Origin of the sequence: Hamadaea sp. NPDC051192 (genome assembly GCF_040682475.1) — a bacterium.
GTDB classification, from domain to species: Bacteria; Actinomycetota; Actinomycetes; order Mycobacteriales; family Micromonosporaceae; genus Hamadaea; species Hamadaea flava.
In genome coordinates, this window is the sequence record NZ_JBFBAZ010000149.1 from 1 (window position 1) to 18,576 (window position 18,576).

An 18,576-nucleotide genomic window follows, 5' to 3' on the forward strand; every position below is an offset into this window, starting at 1 on the left:
GCAACCCCCCCTCACACAACTCCGCTCGGGGGGGGGGGGGGGGGGGGGGGGGGGGGCCCCGGGTGTGGGTGCGGCTTGGTGGGCGGGTTGGTGGGCGGTGTGGTGGGCGAGCCAGGCGGGGATCATGTCGCCGGGCATCGGCCGGGCCATCAGGAACCCCTGGGCCAGCGTGCACCCGGTGCCGGCCAGCATCTGCCGGGTGTACTCGTTCTCCACGCCCTCGGCCACCGCGCGCAGGCCGAGGGCCCGGGCGAGTTCCACAGTGGAGCGCACGATCGCCGCGTCGTCGCTGTTGCGGGCCATGCCGCCGACGAACGACTGGTCGATCTTGATCTCGGTCAGCGGCAGCTTCCGCAGGTGCTGCAACGAGGAGTAGCCGGTGCCGAAGTCGTCGAGGGCCACCCCGACGCCCAGCGCGGCCAGCCGTTCCACTGTGGCGTGCGCGCGCGAGGCGTCCGACATGAGGGCGCTCTCGGTGATCTCCACCTGGATCAGCTCCGGTGGTACGCCATGCAGCGCGAGCCGGCGCGCGAGCTGGTCGACGATCTCGCCGCCGTGCAGATCCCGGGCGCTGACGTTGAGCGACGCCCGCAGGTTCAGCCCGTCGGCCCGCCACTGGGCGACCTGCTGCACGACCTCGTCTATCACCCGCGTGGTCAGCAACTGCATGACCGCGGTGTGCTCGGCGACCTGCAGGAGTTCGGCGGTGGGCACCGACCCCCGCCCCGGGTGCCGCCAGCGCAGCAGCGCCTCGACGCCGATCGGCTCACCGGTCGTCAACGACACCTGCGGCTGGTAGTGCAGGGTCACCTGCTCGCGCTTGGTCTCCAGGGCCTGCCGGAAGTCGGTGAGCAGACCGAGCTGCTGCGGGCTGGTGTGCCCGGACGCCGGGTCGTAGACGGCGGCGGTGTCGCCGCGCCGCTTCGCCTCGTACATCGCGAGGTCGGCGTGCCGCATCAGGGTCGCGAAGTCCTCGCCGTGCTGCGGGTAGACCGCGATCCCGACCGACCCCGTGATGTCGATCGGCAGCCCGTCCAGCCGCAGCGGCTCGGCGAGCGCGGCCAGCAGCCGCCCCGCGATCAGCTCGGCCTGGGTGACGTCGTGCAGGTTCGTGGCCAGTATCGCGAACTCGTCGCCGCCGAGCCGCCCGATCACCCCGTCGACCGGCTCCTCACGCTGGAGCCGCTGCGCGACCGACACCAGCAGCCGGTCCCCGACCTCGTGCCCCAGCGCGTCGTTGACGTGCTTGAACCGGTCGAGGTCCAGCATCAGCAGCGCGATGTGCGGGCCCTCGCGGGTGGCCACCATGTCGGTGAAGCGGTGCTGCAACGCCCGCCGGTTGGCCAGGCCGGTGAGCGGGTCGACCCGCGCCACCCGGGCGCGCTCGGCCGACAGCCGCGCCATGCGCTGGACGGCGTACAGGGGGACGAAGATCAGCAGGACGAACGCCTCGTTGATGTGCGCCGCCACGGCCAGCACCGGGCTCAGCAACAACAGCGACGCCTTGAACAGGGTCTGATAAGGCAGGTTCTCGGTCACCCGGCGGGCGCGGGCCGGTCCCAGCCGCAGGCGGGCCGCGATCCAGACCATCAAGTTGTACGCCAAGAGCCAGGCCAGCGCCGATCCCGCGATGGTCACCGCGTCCCCGAGGCGTTCCGCCGTCGCGGTCTTGTGGAACGGGTCGGGATCGCCGATCACGATCACCAGGTACGCCGCTCCTAATGCGACGGCGTACTCCCCGGCGACCAGGGCCGCCTGGCCCATCGTGTGTTTGAGCTTGGTCGCCACCACGAAGACGGCGATCGACTGCGCGACGATCGCCGGTCCGAGTCCCCAGCACAGCAGGATCGCGAAGCTGAAACAGAGGCTGGGACACACGACCGCGGTGTAGAGCCGGTCGCCCGCGACGAACGCCGAGGCGGCCGCGAGCACGCAGAGCCCGGTCATCAGCCAGCAGGCCGGCGTCGTCGCGTACGCCGAGACCGCTTGACCCACGTGTGTCGTGAGCAGAGCCATCGCCGCCCCGACGACCACCACGACGAACCAGCCGTAGAGCCGGGGCCGCGCCGGACGCCGATTCCTGGGCATAGTCAGCGCTACCACCGAACCCCCTCAACCGGTGTGCCGCCCAACATGTCCGGAAAGCGTAGCTCAGACCATCCGTCGAGAATAGGGGTATTGATTCGGACATCGGCGCTTGTAACGCGACGGCGCCGGACCTTTCACCAAGGTCCGGCGCCGTACTCCTCCTCCCACCGGAGGGCTTCGTCACAAAGGAATCACTGACTGATCGCCGTGATCAGACCCTCGTGAGCCGAACCGCGTCGGCGATCACGTATCCGGTGCCCGAGGTCCACCGGCTGACGGCCACCGCGTTGTAATCGCCCGCGTTGAACGTGTACGTCCCCAGGTTGACCCAGGTTCCGCCGTTGGCCTGCTGGCTTATGTTGACGCTTTGATTACCCGACGCGGTCACCATGACGAACGGTGTGGAGTTGTTGTATCCGGATAGAGCTGGATAGTAGGTCTCCACTTTGTACGTGGCGGTCGCCGGGATGTTGAACTTGTACCAGGCGGCGTCGGAGATCGCCTCCGGGTTGGCGAACCGGTAGTCCGCGCCGTACCGCTGCGCGGAGTAGGTCGAGGTGCCCCAGTTCGCCGAGGCGGTGAACCGGCCCGACGTGGTGTTGTCCACGACCTGCTGCCAGGACGGCGGCGTCGACCCGTTCACGTAGGACATGAACGTGGACCAGTTCCAGTAGGACCCGGGGTCCGTGTGCGTCGCGCCCGGCACCTCGTTGTGACCGATGATGTGCGCCCGGTCCTTCGGGATGCCGTACTTGTCGCAGAGGTAGCGCACCAGGTTCGCCGACGCCTGGTACATCGCGGCGCTGGTCCAGTTCGGGTCGTCGATGAAGCCCTCGTGCTCGATGCCGATCGACTGGGTGTTGTAGGTCCAGTTGCCGGCGTGCCAGGCGATGTCCTTGTCCCGGACCGTCTGGGTCACCGCGCCACCCTTGGACACGACGTAGTGCGCGCTGACGCCGGCCGCCGCGTTCTGGAACCAGTTGATCGTGCCGGAGTAGGACCCCTGCGCGGTGTGGATGACGATGTAGTTGATCGGATAACTGGACTCACGGCTCGACGCGGTGTAGTTGCTCGTGCTCGCCGGAACCCAAGCCGCCGCTGGATAGTCGGTGCTCGCGTGCGCGACGCCGGGGGCCACCAGTACGGTGCCGAGCCCGACGGCGAGAGTGCCGACGGCGGTGGCCGCTCGGCGGAGAAGGGACAGCTGGGCCACAAGTCCTCCTGGGGGTAAGGCCGGAGCTTGCATTAGTGATGAGAAATACTCAGACATGTCGAAGTTCCCTGTCAAGGCTTAACGAGAACTTCTCGTGTGGCGTGAGCGATTAACAGTCAAAAAACCCGGCGGTATGGTGTCGAGGAAGCGGTCCCGGCTCCGACCCCCTCGTGAGACCGCCGAACGACGGCGTACGCGCGAACGAGGAGAGACCGTGAAGTATCTGCTGATCATCACCATGAACCCGACCGTGTTCGAGACGCTGTCGGAGGCCGACCGGGAAGCCGTCTTCGCCGGGCACGACGCCCTGATCAAGGAGCTGAACGAGACCGGGGAGATGGTCGGGTTCGCCGCGCTCGCCGATCCGTCGGCGACCAAGACCGTCCGCGTACGCGACGGCGTGCCGGCCGTCACCGACGGGCCGTACGTCGAGGCGAAGGAGTTCCTGGCCGGCTACTACATGGTCGACTGCGAGTCGACGGAGCGGGCAGTCGAGCTGGCCGCCAAGATCCCCGACGCCAAATTCAACGCCGTCGAGGTCCGGCCGCTCATGGAGCCCGGCGGGCTGGAGATGTGACGGTTCCCGCCGTCGCCGAGGACCTGCTGCGCCGGTTGACGCCGCAGGTCCTCGGCGTGGTCGCCCGCCGCTACGGCGACTTCGCCGAGGCCGAGGACGCCGTCCAGGAGGCGTTGCTGGCGGCCGCGCTGCAATGGCCGGAGCAGGGCGTACCGGAGAATCCGAAGGCGTGGCTGGTGACGGTCGCGGCACGCCGAATGACGGACCAGATTCGCAGTGAGTCGGCCAGGCGGCGCCGCGAGGAGGCCGTGTACGCCCAGTCGCCGCCGGACGAGCTGGTCGCGGCGGCCGCCGACGAGGTGACCGAGCACCGCGACGACACCCTCACGCTGCTGCTGTTGTGCTGCCATCCGGCGCTCTCCCCGCCGTCCCAGCTGGCCCTCACCCTCCGGGCGGTCGGCGGCTTGACCACGGCCGAGATCGCCGGGGCCTTCCTGGTGCCCGAGGCGACCATGGCGCAGCGCATCAGCCGGGCCAAACAGAAGATCAAGGCGGCCGGCAGCACCTTCCAGGCTCCGCCCGCCGGGGAGCACTCGGGCGAGCCGCCAGGAGTGCAGTCAGCCGAGGTGCCCGAGCGCATGCGGGTCGTCCTGCACGTGCTCTACCTGATGTTCAACGAGGGGTACGCCGCGACCTCCGGCCCGGACCTCCTGCGGGCCGAGCTGACCGGGGAGGCGATCCGGCTCACCCGGGCCGTGCACCAGATCCGTCCCGACGACGGCGAAGTCGCCGGGCTGCTGGCGTTGATGCTGCTCACCGAGGCTCGGCGCGGTGCGCGTACGGGGCCGGACGGGGATCTGATCCCGCTGGCCGAACAGGACCGGGGCAAGTGGGACGCCGAGCGCATCGCCGAGGGCGTCGACCTCGTCACGCGTACGCTCGCCGCCGCCCGGATCGGCCCGTATCAGGTGCAGGCGGCGATCGCGGCGGTCCACGACGAGGCGCCCCGGGCCGAGGACACCGACTGGAAGCAGATCTTGTCGCTGTATCAGTTGCTCGACGTGCTCGCCCCGAATCCGGTCGTCCTGCTCAACCAGGCGGTCGCGGCGGCCATGGTGCACGGTCCCGGAGCGGGGCTCGCCCTCCTCGACCGCCTCGCCGAGGACGAGCGGCTGACCGGCCACCACCGGCTGGCCGCCGTCCGGGCGCACCTGCTCGAAATGGCCGGCGACGACGACGGCGCGCTCTCGGCGTACCAGTTGGCGGCGAAACGCACGACGAGCCTGCCGGAGCGCCGCTATCTGGAGTCGCGCGCGGCTCGCCTGGCAGCCCGCTGACCCGTGCGTTTCCCGTGTTCCGGCCCGGGTAATCACGCAGCGTGACCAATGTGTGGGCGGCGCTGAAGCGAGCGGCGGGGCGATTCTCCGACGACAACCTGACGTCCTGGGCGGCGGCGCTGACCTACTACAGCGTGCTGTCGCTGTTCCCGGGGCTGCTCGCGCTGGTCGCCGGGATCGGGCTGCTCAGCGACGACGCCTTCCAACAGGTCTTCCGCGAGACGTTGCCGCTGGTGCCGATGGGCGCGCGGGACATCGTCACCACCGCGGCCGACACGGTACGCCAGGCGCAGGGCAAGGCCGGGCTCGCCGCCGTCCTGGGCATCCTGGTCGCGATCTGGTCGGCGTCGGGGTACGTCGGCGCGTTCATGCAGGCGTCCAACGCCATCCACGGCGTACGCGAGGGGCGGCCGATCTGGAAGACGCTCCCGATCCGCGTGGCCGTCACCGTCGTGATCGGACTGCTGCTCATCGTCAGCATCCTGATCGTGGTGCTCAGTGGCCGGATCGCCGCCCGCGTGGGCGAGGCGCTCGGGCTGACCTCCGCCGCCGTGACCACCTGGAACATCGTGAAGTGGCCGGTGCTGGTGATCCTGGTGGCGCTGATGTTCGCCATCCTCTACTGGGCCTCCCCGGCCGCCCGGACCAGCGAGTTCCGGTGGGTCAGCCCGGGTGGGCTGATCGCGGTGGTGCTCTGGATCCTGGCGTCCGTCCTGTTCGGGCTGTACGCCGCCACCTTCGGCTCCTACGGCCAGACGTACGGCGCGCTCGGCGGTGTCGTGATCTTCCTGATCTGGCTCTGGCTCAGCAATCTCGCCATTCTCTTCGGCGCCGAAGTCGACGCCGAACTACGCTGACCTGCTTTCTTTATTGCTTATATTGACTGTCTTACGAAGTGGGCAATAGCCTTCAGTCGATCGTTCGGTTCCTGCCGTCCCACCGGAAGGATTCCCCCCAATGAACGTTCGGCTTCGACGCGGGCTGGCCACGGCGGCCACCGGCGTCCTGATTCTCGGACTGGCGCCCGCCACCCCGGCGGCCGCCGCACCCTCCTATCGCGACTCCCGGCAGCCGGTGAGCCAGCGCGTCAAGGACTTGCTGGCCCGCATGACGCTGGAGGAGAAGATCGGCCAGATGACGCAGGCCGAGCGGGCCGCCGTCGCGAGCGATCCGACGCTGGTCGCGCAGTGGCGGCTCGGTTCGGTCCTGTCCGGCGGTGGCTCGACCCCGGCCAGCAACACGCCCGAGGCCTGGGTCGCGATGGTCAACGAGTTCCAGACCCAGGCGCTGAGCACCCGGCTCGGCATCCCGATGATCTACGGCATCGACGCCGTGCACGGCCATGGCAACGTCTACGGCGCCACCGTCTTCCCGCACAACATCGGCCTCGGCGCGACCCGCGATCCCGCGCTGGTCGAGAAGATCGGGCACGCCAACGCCGAGGAGGTCCGGGCGACCGGCATCCCGTGGAGCTTCTCCCCGTGCATCTGCGTCAGCCGGGACGAGCGCTGGGGCCGGTCCTACGAGGCCTTCGGCGAGGACCCGGCACTGGTCGTGCGGATGGGCACGATGATCGACGGCCAGCAGGGGCACAGCGTCTCCCAGCTCGCCGGCGACGATCGCGTACTGTCCACCGCCAAGCACTTCGCCGGTGACGGCGACACCGAGTACGACGCCGCCGTGGCCGCCGCGAACCAGGGCAAGCCGTGGTGGGAGCAGCGGTACACCATCGACCAGGGTGTCACCGTCACCAGCCGGTCCGACTTCGCCAAGATCGACCTCGCGCCCTACGTGGTCGCCGTCGGCAAGTACGACGTCGGCACGGTCATGCCGTCCTTCTCCAGTGTGGACTGGACTGAGGACGGCGTCGGCAATCCGCTGAAGATGCACGCCCACCAGGAGCTGCTCACCGGGTACCTCAAGGGCGAGCTCGGCTTCGACGGGTTCGTGATCTCCGACTGGGAGGGCATCCACCAGATCCCCGACCCGGCCGACCCGGCCAACGGCGGGCTCACGGCGTACAAGGTGCGTACGGGGGTCAACGCCGGCATCGACATGTTCATGGAGCCCAACTCGGCCCCGCAGTTCGAGCAGCTGCTGCTGGCCGAGGTCACCGCCGGGAACGTCAGCGTGGCCCGGATCGACGACGCGGTCTCCCGCATCCTGCGCAAGAAGTTCGAGCTGGGCCTGTTCGAGCACCCGTACGCGAGCCTCGACAACGTGGCGCGGGTCGGCAGCGCCGCACACCGGGCGCTGGCCCGTCAGGCGGTCGCCGAGTCGCAGGTGCTGCTGAAGAACTCCGGCAGGGCGCTGCCGATCCGGAAGTCGGCCAAGGTCTACGTCGCCGGGCGCAACGCCGACGACATCGGCAACCAGGCCGGCGGCTGGACCATCAGCTGGCAGGGCAACTCCGGGGCCAACACGCCGGGCACCACCATCCTCGACGGCATCCGCTCGGTGGCGTCGGACGTGACCTACAGCGCGGACGCCTCGGCCCCGATCGACGGCGCCGACGTCGGCATCGTGGTCGTCGGCGAGACCCCGTACGCGGAGGGCTACGGCGACGTCGGCGGCCCCGAATGCGGCTGGTGCACCGTTCCGCAGCAGGAGGAGAAGTCGCTGTCGTTGCAGCCCGCCGACAAGGCCGCGATCGACAAGGTGTGCGCCGCCATCGCCACCTGCGTCGTCGTGATCGTCTCCGGGCGTACGCAGCTCGTGACGGACCAGCTCGGCGAGATGGACGCGCTGGTCGCCGGATGGCTGCCGGGCAGCGAAGGCGGCGGCGTCGCGGACGTCCTGTTCGGCCGCAAGCCGTTCACCGGACGGCTCCCGGTGAGCTGGCCGGCCTCGGCCGACCAGGTGCCGATCAACGTCGGCGACGCGACGTACGAACCGCTGTTCCCGTACGGCTGGGGACTGCGTACGGCGACGCCGGGCGACTCGCTGGACGCGTTGCGGGCGGTCGCGCAGAACGCGGTGATCGCGGGGCGGGCCCGGCCGGGATGGCAGAAGCTCATCGCCGACGCCGAGCACGCGGCTCAGTCGGGTGACACGGTGACGGCGGTGCGGCTGCTGGCGCGGGTTCCCCGCTAGCGGTCTCCCGCTGGGCCTTCCCGCTGGGCCTTCCCGCTGGACCTTTCCGCTGGATCTTCCCGCTGGATCTTCCCGCTGGACTTTCCCGCTGGATCAGGGTTCTGGGTCGAATCTTGGGACAAGATTCGACCCAGAACCCTGATCCGCTGCTGACGGAAGGGCGGCTAGGGGAGCAGGGAGTCGAGGAGGTCGTTGCGGAACTTGCCCCGCGGGTCCAGATCCCGGGTCAGCGCGGCGAAGTCGCCGAGCCGCGGATACAGCTCGGCCAACCGCTCCGGCGGCGTGCTGTGCACCTTGCCCCAGTGGGGGCGGGCGGCGTACGGGGCGAGGCAGTCCTCCAACCGGGCCAGGACCGGCTGAAGCGCGGCGGCGTCCGGTTTCCAGGTGAAGTGGAAAGCCACGGTGTCCCGGCCGGAGCTGGGGCTCAGCCACAGCTCGTCGGCGGCGATGGCGCGGATCTCCGCGATCATCAGCACCGGCGCGATGTGCTCGCGGATCGCGGCGACCGCGTCCAGCGCCTCGACGGCGTGGTCGGCTGGGACGAAGTACTCCGACTGGAGTTCGTCGCCGTGGCTCGGGGTGAATTCGAGCCGGAAGTGCGGCAGCCGCTCGTGCCACGGACCCGGTACGCCGAGCTGCGGCGTACACCATTCGGCGGGGCCGCCCGGGATCGGATGCCGGGGCCCGTCGGCCGGCACCGCACCGAACAGCTCGGTGGGCGCACCGTTGACGGACTTCACCCAGACCTGGTCGACGTCCTCACCGGTCCAGGAGGTGAACAGGCTGACGCTGTACGCCGAACGCATGATCTCGGCGAAGTGCGCCCGGGCGACAGGACCGGGCAGGTTCTCGAAGACCGTCTGGCTCACCTCGTACGCCGGGGAGATCCGCAAGGTGAGCGCCGAGACCACGCCCAGCGCACCGAGGGCCACGACCGAACCGGGAAAGCGGTCGTCCCCTTCGGACACCTCGACGATCGACCCGTCCGCGGTGACGATCTCGACCGCGGTCACCTCGGCCGACAGACTGCGATTGCCGGCCCCGGAGCCGTGCGTACCGGTCGAGACGGCGCCGGCGACCGAGATGTGGGGCAACGACGCCAGATTGCCTAAGGCGTACCCGTTGGTCCAAAGGTGTCGGGAGAGTTCGCCGTAGCGGACGCCGCCCGAGACGCGGATCCGGCGCCCGGCGGAGTCGATCTCCATGAGCGCGGGCAGCGCGGCCGGGCTGATCAGCTCGCCGGACGTGTCGGCGAGGCGGTTGAACGAGTGGCCGGTGCCCAGCGGCCGTACGCGATCCGCCCGCGTGACCAGTGCCCGCAGTTCGTCGAGTGTGCTCGGCCGATGCACGGCGCGCGCGGCGTAGGTGACGTTGCCGGCCCAGTTGGTGATCATGCCGCCGAGCCTACCGACGCATAATGCGGGCCTCCCGGGGTACGCCGCTCGACATGAAGACCACCTGGAAACCGCATACCAAGCACGGCGACCTGACCAAGCGCTCCGACCTGCCCGAGTCGGTCTACGCCTTCCCCGACAAGCGGAAGGAGCCGTTGACCGACGCCGACCACGTACGCAACGCGCTGGCGCGGTTCGATCAAGTCGAGGACGTCAGCGACGACGACCGGGACCTGGCGTTCGCCAACATCAAGAAGGCCGCGCAGCACTATCACGTAGACATGGACGAGACCGACTGGCACCAGCTGGGCAAGCCGCAGTAGTGCTTGCCCAGCCGTGTGCTTGCCCAGCCGTGCCGCGGGTTCAGGCCGCGGTGCTCACTCGCGACTTGGCCAGTTCCACGCGGGCGGCCTGTTCTGCGGTGGCCGCCCGCAGATGGTCGGTGAGCCCGGCCAGTTCGAGCAGATACTCGGTGTCCGCCTCGGACGGCGGCGACAGCCGGGCCACCTCGTACGCGGCGGTGATGTCCGGGACCTCGGCCCCCGCGAGCGCGGCGACCTGACGCGGCCGCCAGCCGTGGTGAGCGACCAGGTTCGCCCCGACGACGTCCCGCGCCGCCTCGGCGGTGTCGTGGAAGGTGCGTACCTGCTGCAGCCGGCCCTCCTCCGCCATGAGCCGCTCCAGCGCATCGCCTTCGTGGGCGCGCGGCTTCTCCTGAGAGTTCTGGATCTTGGCGGCGGCCAGGGAGTGCAGTTCGCGGAGCTCTTCGACCGCCTGCTGGGCCGGGTAGAGCAGGCGCTCCGCGTCCGGCACCGCGTCGGACGGCTCGGTCCAGGTCACGATGGTCTCCGCCCAGTCCGTGTGATGGCGTACGCCGCAGATCACGTGGGCGACCTCGCTAAGCGTCCAGCCTTCCTCGCGGACGAGGTGGGCGGCGATGGCGTCTCGTTCGGTCAGCGACCGGCGGTACGCGCTGCGGATCTCGGTCAGCGAGCGGTAACCGTCGGCGAGGGGGTCCTTCATCGTCAGCGTCGCCTGCCGGAGGGCTTCGATCTCCATTAGCCCACCGTAGCGAGCCAATCGCTGTGAGTGACGCTCCCACGGTGGTGGCCTTTCTCACCGCCCCCGGTGTTTGCGCGCTGCGTCCGCTGCTTGCGCGCTGCTTTCGCTGCTTGCGCGCTGCTTTCGCGCTGGATCAGGGTTCTCGGTCGAATCTTGGCCCAAGATTCGACCCGGATCCCTGATCCAGCGCGCCGGGAAGCGCGGAAACGGTCAGAGGAGGGCGGCGTCGGCGAGGAACTTGCCCACCCGGGCCACCTCGTCCGCGTCGAGCGGAATCTGGGGCAAAGCGGTCGTCGGGTGGTCGATGACCCCACGGAGGTGCAGGGCGGCCTTGAACGCCCCGAGCGCCGACGAGCTGCGACCCATGTGCGGACCGCCGACGGCGACCAGCCCGAACAGGCGGAACAACCGCTCCTGCTCGGTCCGCGCCGCCACCCAGTCCCCGGCGCGGGCGTGCTGGTAGAGGCGTACGTAGCCGTGCGGGTCGACGTTGCCGAGGCCGGGCACCACGCCGTCGGCGCCCATCCAGAGCGCCGAGTCGACGGTCAGCTCCGAACCGGTGAACACGGCGAACCCGGGCAGGTCCCGGTCCCGGCGGCCGAGCAGCACCTGACGGAAGCCGCCCTCGTCGCCGCTGGAGTCCTTGAGCCCGGCGAGCACGCCCTCGGCGGCCAGCTCCAGCAGCAGGTCGGCGGTCAGCTTGCTGTGCACGGAGACGGGCAGGTCGTAGGCGTACACCGGGACACCGGCCTGCGCGGAGATCGCCTTGAAGTGCCAGGCGATCTCGGCCGGGTGCGTACGCGTGTAGAACGGAGCGGTGGCGACCAGCGCGTCCGCGCCCGCCTCGACCGCCGTGCGGACGTGGTCGAGCACCCGCAGCGCCGTCATGTCGATGACCCCGGCGAGGATCGGAACCTGTCCGCCGACGTGGTTGATCACGGTGTCCAGGACGACCTTGCGGTGCCCGTCCGGCAGGAAGGCCACCTCCGACGACGAGCCGAGGATGAACAACCCGTCCACGCCGCCGTCCATCAAGTGGTCGACGAGCCGGATCAACGACCCCTTGTCGACCTCGTAATCGGGCGTGAGAGGGGTGCAGACCGGGGGGATGACGCCGGAGAGTGCCGTGGCGGCGGTGGTCATGAACGCTCCTGTGCTTGGCTGATCAATTCGAGGTCGGTCGCGCCGTTGAGAACCGGGTGATGGCAGCGGAAGATGTGCCCATCTTCGTCCGAAGTGGATACAGAGGGCATCTCGGCCGCGCAGACGTCGGTGGCCTTCCAGCACCGGGTCCGGAACGGGCACCCGCTGGGCGGCCGGGTCGCCGAGGGAACTGGCCCGACCAGGGGGATCGGGTCGATGGGGGAGAGCAGCCCGGGCGTGGCCGAGAAGAGCGCCCGGGTATACGGGTGCCGCGCGCCGCCGGGGACCGCCAGAGCCGGCGCCTCCTCGACGATGCGGCCGAGATACATCGTCACGACGCGGTCGCTCATCCGGCGTACGGTCGAGATGTCGTGCGAGACGAAGACCATGGCCAGGTTGAGCTGCTTCTTCAGATCCAGCAGGAGGTTGAGGATCTGGGCCCGGACCGAGACGTCCAGCGCGCTGGTCGGCTCGTCGGCGATGAGCAGCTTCGGTCCCAGCGCCAGCGCCCGGGCGATCGCCACCCGCTGCCGCTGGCCGCCGGAGACCTGGCTCGGCAGCACGTTCGCCACGCTCGCCGGGAGGCCGACGAGATCGAGCAGTTCGCTGACCCGCTTCTCGCGCTCGCGTACGGTGCCGACGCCGTGGACGTCCAGCGGGTCGCGGAGCACCTGCCGGATGGGCAGCCGCCGGTTCAACGCGGTCGACGGGTCCTGGAAGACCAACCCCGTCTGTCGCCCGACGGCGACGCGGCGGCGACCGGTCGGCAGCTTCCACAGGTCGTCGCCGCCGAAGGCCACGGTGCCCTGCGTCGGCTTCTGCAGACCCACGAGTACGCGGGCCAACGTGGACTTGCCGCAGCCGGACTCGCCGACGACGCCGACCGTCTCCCCGGCCGAGATGGTCAGGTCCGCCGCGGTCAGCGCGTACACGCGATCGCGGGTGAACAGGCCGCCCGAGCGGGCCTTGTGCACGACGTGCACGTCCTTGAGGGCTACCAACGGTGTGCTCACAGCGCCTCCCCCGACAGGGCCGCGGCGCCGACCGAGGCGTCCGCTGGATGGTGACAGGCGACCTCGTGGCTGGCTTCCCCGGTGAGGGCGGGTCGCTCGGCCCGGCAGATCTCGGTCGCCATCGGGCAGCGGTCGGCGAACCGGCAGCCGCTCGGGAAGTCGGCGGGCGACGGGACGACACCGCGGATCTGGGTCAGCCGCTCCGCACCGGCCTCCAGCGAGAGCACCGATCCGAGCAGGCCCCGGGCGTAGTGGTGAGCGGGTGCGCCGACCAGCCGCGCGGTCACCCCGGTCTCCACGATCTGCCCGCCGTACATCACGACCACCCGGTCGGTCACGTCCGCGACCAACGCCAGGTCGTGCGACACCAGGATCAGGGCGAAGCCCAGCTCCGCGCGTAGACGCAGGAGCAACTGGATCACCTGAGCCTGCACGGTCACGTCCAGCGCCGTGGTGGGCTCGTCCGCGATGATCAGCTTCGGGTCGCGGGACAGCGCCATCGCGATCAGCACCCGCTGCCGCTGGCCGCCCGACAACTCGTGCGGATAGGACGAGAGGGTACGCGCGGGGTCCAGCCCCACCAGCTCCAGCAGTTCGGCGGGCGTACGCCGGCCGCCGCGCCGGACGACCTGCTTGAGTTGGGACTTGATCGTCATCGCCGGGTTGAGCGACGAGAGCGCGTCCTGGTAGATCATCGCGATGTCGTGGCCCATCAGCTTGCGGCGGGCCGACTTCGGCATCGTGAGCAGGTCGCGCCCGCCGAAGGACACCGTCCCGCTGATCCGGGCGCCCCGGGGTTGCAGCCCCATGACGGTCAGCGCCGTCAGAGACTTGCCACAGCCGGACTCGCCGACCAGGCCGAGCACCTCACCCGGGCGTACGTCGAAGGAGATCCCGTCGACGATGTCGACCCCGTTGTGCCGTCCCTCGAAGCCGATCCGGAGATCGCGTACCTCGAGGACGGGTTCGCCGGTCGGCAGCGGCCGGGCGCGGGCGGCCAGTCGTTGGGCCGCCTCGGCCAGGCCGGGCAGTTCGACGACCTGGCCGCTGCCCGGCGTCGCCGCCTCCAGCCGGTCCACATCGGACCGACCTTGGGTGGGGATCGAGGGACGGGCGGCCGGCGCGGCCCAGGCGTCGGAGACGCCCTCGGCGAGGATGTTGAGCGCCAGCACGGTGATCAGGATCAGCAGACCCGGGAACACCGTCGCCCACCAGCCGCCGAGCAGCACCATGTTGCGGCCGTCGGCGATGACCGAACCCCACGACGGGTCCGGCGGGCGTACGCCGGCGCCGATGAATGACAGCGACGCCTCGAACACGATCGCGTCGGCCACCATGACGGTGCAGAAGACGAGGATCGGGGCGGCGCAGTTGATCGCCACGTGCTTGAGCAGGATGTGCGGCGTACGCGCCCCGATGACCCGTTCGGCCGCGACGTAGTCCTCGCCGTATTGGGCGAGCACGTTGGCGCGGACGACCCGGGCGACCGACGGCATGTAGAGGAACGCGATCGCCATGACGAGCACGGGGATGCTGCCGCCGAAGACGGCGACCAGGACCGCCGCGAGCGCGATGCCCGGGAAGGCCATGACGACGTCGAGCGTCCGCATGATGCCCTCGTCGAGCGCCCGTCGCGAGGTCGCCGCGATGGCGCCGATCAGCGCGCCGAGGACCAGAGCGATCGCCGTCGCGCCGAGGCCGATGATGAGCGACCAGCGGGCGCCGTAGAGCAGCCGGGTGAAGATGTCCCGGTTGGCGCTGTCGAGACCCATCCAATGGTCCGCGGTGGGTCCGCCGCCGTCCGCCTCTTGCACGTACGGCGAGTGCGGGGCGAGCACCGGGGCCAGGATCGCGGCCAGCGCGATGAGGACGACGATCGCTACGGAGATCCAGGAGGGGAGACCGAGCCGGCGGAACTGGATACCCGGCCGGGAGAGGCGTCTAGCCAGACCACTACGCATCAGCCGGCGCTCCTCAGTCGGGGGTTCACGAGCAGGTAGAGGACGTCGACGACGAGGTTCACGACCACGAAGCCGACCGCGATGGTGAGCACGACGCCCTGCACCACCGCCGGGTCGCCGTCGCGTACGCCGTTGATCATCAGTTGGCCCATGCCGGGCAGCGAGTAGATCGTCTCGATGACGACCGCGCCGCCGAGCAGGTAGCCGATGCGCAGACCGAGCACGGTCAGCGGATTGATCAGCGCGTTACGCAGCACGTTGCGCCCGATGACCACGATCGGCGGCAGCCCGCTGCCGATCGCCGTACGCACATAGTCCTTGTCCAGCTCTTCCACCATCGAGGTGCGGATGATCCGGGTGAGCTGGGCGGCGACCGGCAACGACAGCGACAATGCGGGCAGCGTCAGGGATTGCAGCCAGCCGCCGATCGAGTCGGCCGGGTTGATGTAGCCGCTGGTCGGGAACCAGCCGCGGTCGACGGCCAGCCACTGGATCATCAGCAGGGCGAGCCAGAAGCCGGGCGCGGCCACCCCGACGAGGGAGACGAGCCGGATCAGCTGGTCCGGCCAGCGGTCGCGGAAGATCGCCGCGACCACGCCGAAGACCGTCGCGAGGACGACGGCGATGGCCAGGCCGAGGAAGGTCAGTTGCAGGGTGAGCGGCAACGCCGTCATCACCGAGTCCAGGACCGGCGCCTTGGTCAGCACGCTCGTTCCCATGTCACCGTGCAGCAGGTCGCCGACGAACCGCAGATACCGCACCGGCATCGGGTCGAGCAGGCCGTTCTCCACCTGGAACTGGTGGATCTGGTCCTGCGTCGGGTTGGCGCCCTGGAAGTAGGCGTACTCCGGCTTGTTGTTGGAGAACCGCATGACGATGAACACGAATGCGATGACGCCGAGCAACAGCGGGATGAGGATCAGGATGCGGCGTACCAACATCCGGGCGATGACCGCCACCGCGGGCCTCCTTTCGTGTGGCGGTCACCGGCCGCGTGCCGTGAAGGGCTTGCGCGAGACGCAAGAACTGCACTCAGCGCGCGACCGGTGACCGGCGAACCTCCCCAGGTCCGCGTCTCAGCCCTGGCGGGTGGCCTGGAGCAGGTTGATCCCCGGGTACGCCTGCGGGCGAACGCCGCTCAGCTTCTTCGAGTCCCAAGCCGTCATCAGCTCGGTGTGCACGACCGGGTAGAGCACCGCCTGCTCGGCGATGACGTCGAGGTACGCGTGCACGAGGTCGAGCTTCTTGGTGGGGCTGGGCTCCTGCGTCGCGGCGTCCATCTTGGCGAACAGGTCCTTGGCGACCGGGCTCTGGTCCCACTTGGTGTACTTCATCCACGTCCCACCGGACGTGTAGTTGTACCGAAGGATCAGGTCGGCGTCGAGACCGAACTGGTTCGGGTTCGACGCGGCCGCCACCACCTGGTAGCTCTGCGACTGGTCCATCTTGGTGAACAGCGCGGCCGTGTCCTGCGGCTCCAGCGTGGTCTTCACGCCGATCGCCTCCCAGGAGTTGGCGATCGTCGGCAGGCAGTCGGCGATCCAGCTGACGTTGACCGCCATCAAGGTCACCGTCAGGTTCGTGACGCCGGCCGCCTTCAGCAGCGCCTTCGCCTTGTCCGGGTCGTAGGCGTAGACCGTCTTCGCCTTCGCGTACGACGGGTTCTGCTCGTTCAGGAAGCTCGACGAGGCCGCGCCGTGGCCCTTCAACGCGACGTCGATCATCTTCTTCGTGTCGATCGCGTAGAACAGCGCCTGGCGTACACGGATGTCGTCGAACGGCTTCTGCGCGGTGTTGAACATCAAGAACATGTGGTTCATGCCCTTGCCGCCCTCGACCGTCAGACCGCCCTTCTGGAGCTGGTCGATGTTCGCGTACGGGATGTTGTCGGCGATCTGCGCCTCGGCGCTGCCGCCGGAGATCTTCGCGACCCGGGCCGGAGCGTCCACGATGGACAGCCAGTTCATCTTCTTGACGGTCGCCTTGCGCGGCCCGTTGTAGTCGGCGAACGCCTCGAAGGTGCTGTTCGACTTCGGGTTGTGCGCGGTCTGCTTGTAGGGGCCGGAGCCGATCGCCTTGCCGTTCTTGGCCGCGTCCCAGCCGCCGGCCGCGCCGAAGATGTGCTTCGGCATGATCTTGGCGATGGTGAGGCGGGGCAGCGCGTCCGGGAACGGGAACTTGAAGACCAGCTCGACGGTCTTGTCGTCGACCTTCTTGACCTCCTTCAGCCAGGCGGAGAAGAAGGAGTAGATCAGCGTGGACTTGTCGAGCGCGCGCTCGAAGGTGAACAGCACGTCGTCGACGGTCACCGGCTGGCCGTCGTGCCACTTGGCGCCGTCCCGCAGGGTGAACTTCCAGCTCGTGGCGTTCACGTCGGCGGGCAGCGCGGTGGCCAGCGCCGGGTAGGGGTCACGGGTGATCGGGTCGGTGTCGACCAGACCCTCGTAGATGTGGTTGTTCGCGGCCATCGTGAAGGCCGAGGCCGTCATCGACGGGTCCCAGCTCTGGTTGTTGCCGTATCCGATGACCGCGGTGATGAGGTCCTTGTCGCCGCCGGCCCCGGCGGTGCTCGTCGAAGCGGGTCCACTGCATGCGCCGAGAGCGGCCGAGATGGCCGCGGCGGCGCTCACCGTCCCGCTGATACGCAGGAAGTCGCGGCGGTTGCCGCTGAGGTTGAGAGCTGGCCGAGAAACCGGGGCGCTCACGGTGCCTCCTATTGGGGGTGGGTTTCGGCTTATTGTGATCCTCGGACATTGGACGTCCCACATCCCATGTCCTGTAGAGTGCACGTTAGGGGTCGATCCCGTCCCCGGTCAAGAGGAGATGACCTGGAGATGTCCGCGATGTTTCAGGCCGATCGGAACGGGGACGGTCAGCCCACCAAGGTACCCGCGAATCGCGTTCCCGCTGCTAGGGGCCGTCGTAGCCGATCCGTCGAGGTGCAGGAGGCGGTGAAGGGGATCATCCTTCAGCGTGGCCTGAGCACCGGGGACCCGCTCCCGACCGAGTCCGAGTTGATGCAAGAACTGGGCATTGGACGCAATTCCGTCCGAGAAGCCCTGAAAGTTCTGCAAGCAGTCGGGATTGTCGACATTCGGCACGGATTCGGGATGTTCGTCGGACGGATGTCGCTGAGCGGGCTGGTGGACGAGCTGGCCTTCCACAGCCGGATGACCATGCCCGAAGAACGCAACCACCTCGGTCACCTCATCGAGATCCGCGAGGTGCTGGAGAGCGGCCTGGTCGTGCTTCTCATCGAGCAGGGGACAAAGGCGTCGCAGCTGACCGACGCGCTGGACGCCATCGTGCAGATGGAGGCCGAGGCGGCGGCCGGCGAGGCGATCGCGCCTGATACGGACCGCCGGTTCCACGACGTCCTCTACCGGCCGCTCGCCAACCCGCTCGTGGGCCAGCTGCTCGGCGCGTTCTGGGAGGTCTACCACCAGCTCCGCGACGACCTCGGCTCGCCCGACGAGGCGCCGGCCGACGTGGCCCGCAAGCACCGGGACATCTACGAGGCCGTCCTGGCCGGCGACCCCATCGCGGCGGCGGCCGCGATGCGTGCGCATTTCGCGGGCGTACGCTCCCGGCTCGCCCGCATCGCAGCCTGACTTTGCTACGACCGCTGCTACGACTGAGCGCTGGATCAGGGATCCGGGTCGAATCTTGGAGAAAGATTCGACCCGGATCCCAGTAACAGCCCGGTTATTTGGGGGTTATCGGAGGGCATTGACCCGTAACCGGGGGTATTCTAT

The 18,576-nt window shown here is 69.3% G+C and carries 15 protein-coding genes and 1 pseudogene; 7 read left to right on the forward strand and 9 right to left on the reverse strand.

The genetic code is table 11. From position 1 onward, the window contains the following. Nucleotides 1–2,103 (reverse strand): EAL domain-containing protein (locus AB0M47_RS36110; protein ID WP_363422200.1); only part of this gene is annotated, 2,103 nt, incomplete at its 3' end. Nucleotides 2,104–2,299: 196 nt separating this feature from the next. Then, a complete protein-coding gene (locus AB0M47_RS36115; protein WP_363422202.1) occupies nt 2,300–3,301 on the reverse strand; it encodes an N-acetylmuramoyl-L-alanine amidase in 1,002 nt (333 codons plus the stop codon). A 214-nt stretch (nt 3,302–3,515) separates the two neighbouring features. Between AB0M47_RS36115 and AB0M47_RS36120 the strand changes: the two genes are divergently transcribed. The 4 genes from AB0M47_RS36120 (at nt 3,516) to AB0M47_RS36135 (ending at nt 8,248) form a co-directional block, all read left to right on the forward strand. Further along, nucleotides 3,516–3,878 (forward strand): YciI family protein, encoded by a 363-nt coding sequence (locus AB0M47_RS36120; RefSeq protein WP_363422204.1) that lies wholly within the window; start codon nt 3,516–3,518, stop codon nt 3,876–3,878. Then, nucleotides 3,875–5,155, forward strand: coding sequence for a sigma-70 family RNA polymerase sigma factor (locus AB0M47_RS36125; RefSeq protein WP_363422206.1), 1,281 nt, complete (start codon nt 3,875–3,877; stop codon nt 5,153–5,155). Before AB0M47_RS36120 ends, AB0M47_RS36125 begins: the two co-directional genes overlap by 4 nt. Before the next feature lie 41 nt (nt 5,156–5,196). After that, on the forward strand, nt 5,197–6,012 hold the full coding sequence (locus AB0M47_RS36130; protein WP_363422208.1) for a YihY/virulence factor BrkB family protein: 816 nt from the start codon (nt 5,197–5,199) through the stop codon (nt 6,010–6,012). Between the two features lie 100 nt (nt 6,013–6,112). Next, on the forward strand, nt 6,113–8,248 hold the full coding sequence (locus AB0M47_RS36135) for a glycoside hydrolase family 3 protein (RefSeq protein ID WP_363422210.1): 2,136 nt from the start codon (nt 6,113–6,115) through the stop codon (nt 8,246–8,248). Between the two features lie 164 nt (nt 8,249–8,412). Here the strand turns inward: AB0M47_RS36135 and AB0M47_RS36140 are convergent, their stop codons facing one another. Further along, a complete protein-coding gene (locus AB0M47_RS36140) occupies nt 8,413–9,642 on the reverse strand; it encodes an FAD-binding protein (RefSeq protein ID WP_363422212.1) in 1,230 nt (409 codons plus the stop codon). A gap of 23 nt (nt 9,643–9,665) precedes the next feature. Here AB0M47_RS36140 and AB0M47_RS36145 point away from each other — a divergent pair, with 23 nt between their 5' ends. After that, nucleotides 9,666–9,965 carry a DUF6582 domain-containing protein gene (locus AB0M47_RS36145; protein ID WP_363422214.1) on the forward strand — a complete coding sequence of 100 codons (300 nt, stop codon included), beginning with the start codon at nt 9,666–9,668 and terminating at the stop codon, nt 9,963–9,965. Nucleotides 9,966–10,005: 40 nt separating this feature from the next. Here AB0M47_RS36145 and AB0M47_RS36150 read toward each other — a convergent pair whose 3' ends face one another. From AB0M47_RS36150 to AB0M47_RS36175, 6 genes are all read right to left on the reverse strand, one after another. After that, entirely contained in the window at nt 10,006–10,701 is a 696-nt protein-coding gene (locus AB0M47_RS36150) for a hypothetical protein (RefSeq protein WP_363422216.1), read from the reverse strand. Nucleotides 10,702–10,914: 213 nt separating this feature from the next. After that, nucleotides 10,915–11,847, reverse strand: coding sequence for a dihydrodipicolinate synthase family protein (locus AB0M47_RS36155; protein ID WP_363422219.1), 933 nt, complete (start codon nt 11,845–11,847; stop codon nt 10,915–10,917). After that, a complete protein-coding gene (locus AB0M47_RS36160) occupies nt 11,844–12,860 on the reverse strand; it encodes an ABC transporter ATP-binding protein (RefSeq protein ID WP_363422221.1) in 1,017 nt (338 codons plus the stop codon). Before AB0M47_RS36160 ends, AB0M47_RS36155 begins: the two co-directional genes overlap by 4 nt. Further along, nucleotides 12,857–14,821 (reverse strand): dipeptide/oligopeptide/nickel ABC transporter permease/ATP-binding protein, encoded by a 1,965-nt coding sequence (locus AB0M47_RS36165; protein WP_363422223.1) that lies wholly within the window; start codon nt 14,819–14,821, stop codon nt 12,857–12,859. The genes AB0M47_RS36160 and AB0M47_RS36165 overlap by 4 nt, the downstream gene beginning before the upstream one ends. After that, nucleotides 14,821–15,780, reverse strand: coding sequence for an ABC transporter permease (locus AB0M47_RS36170; protein ID WP_363422225.1), 960 nt, complete (start codon nt 15,778–15,780; stop codon nt 14,821–14,823). The genes AB0M47_RS36165 and AB0M47_RS36170 overlap by 1 nt, the downstream gene beginning before the upstream one ends. Nucleotides 15,781–15,897: 117 nt before the next feature. Continuing rightward, nucleotides 15,898–17,526 (reverse strand): ABC transporter substrate-binding protein, encoded by a 1,629-nt coding sequence (locus AB0M47_RS36175; RefSeq protein ID WP_363422227.1) that lies wholly within the window; start codon nt 17,524–17,526, stop codon nt 15,898–15,900. Between the two features lie 138 nt (nt 17,527–17,664). On the opposite strand from AB0M47_RS36175, the pseudogene AB0M47_RS36180 reads away from it, so the two are divergent. Next, nucleotides 17,665–17,928 (forward strand): annotated as a pseudogene (locus tag AB0M47_RS36180) (GntR family transcriptional regulator); the annotation flags it as partial. Between the two features lie 3 nt (nt 17,929–17,931). Beyond that, nucleotides 17,932–18,432, forward strand: coding sequence for an FCD domain-containing protein (locus AB0M47_RS36185; protein ID WP_363422229.1), 501 nt, complete (start codon nt 17,932–17,934; stop codon nt 18,430–18,432). The last annotated feature ends 144 nt before the right edge of the window (nt 18,433–18,576 follow it).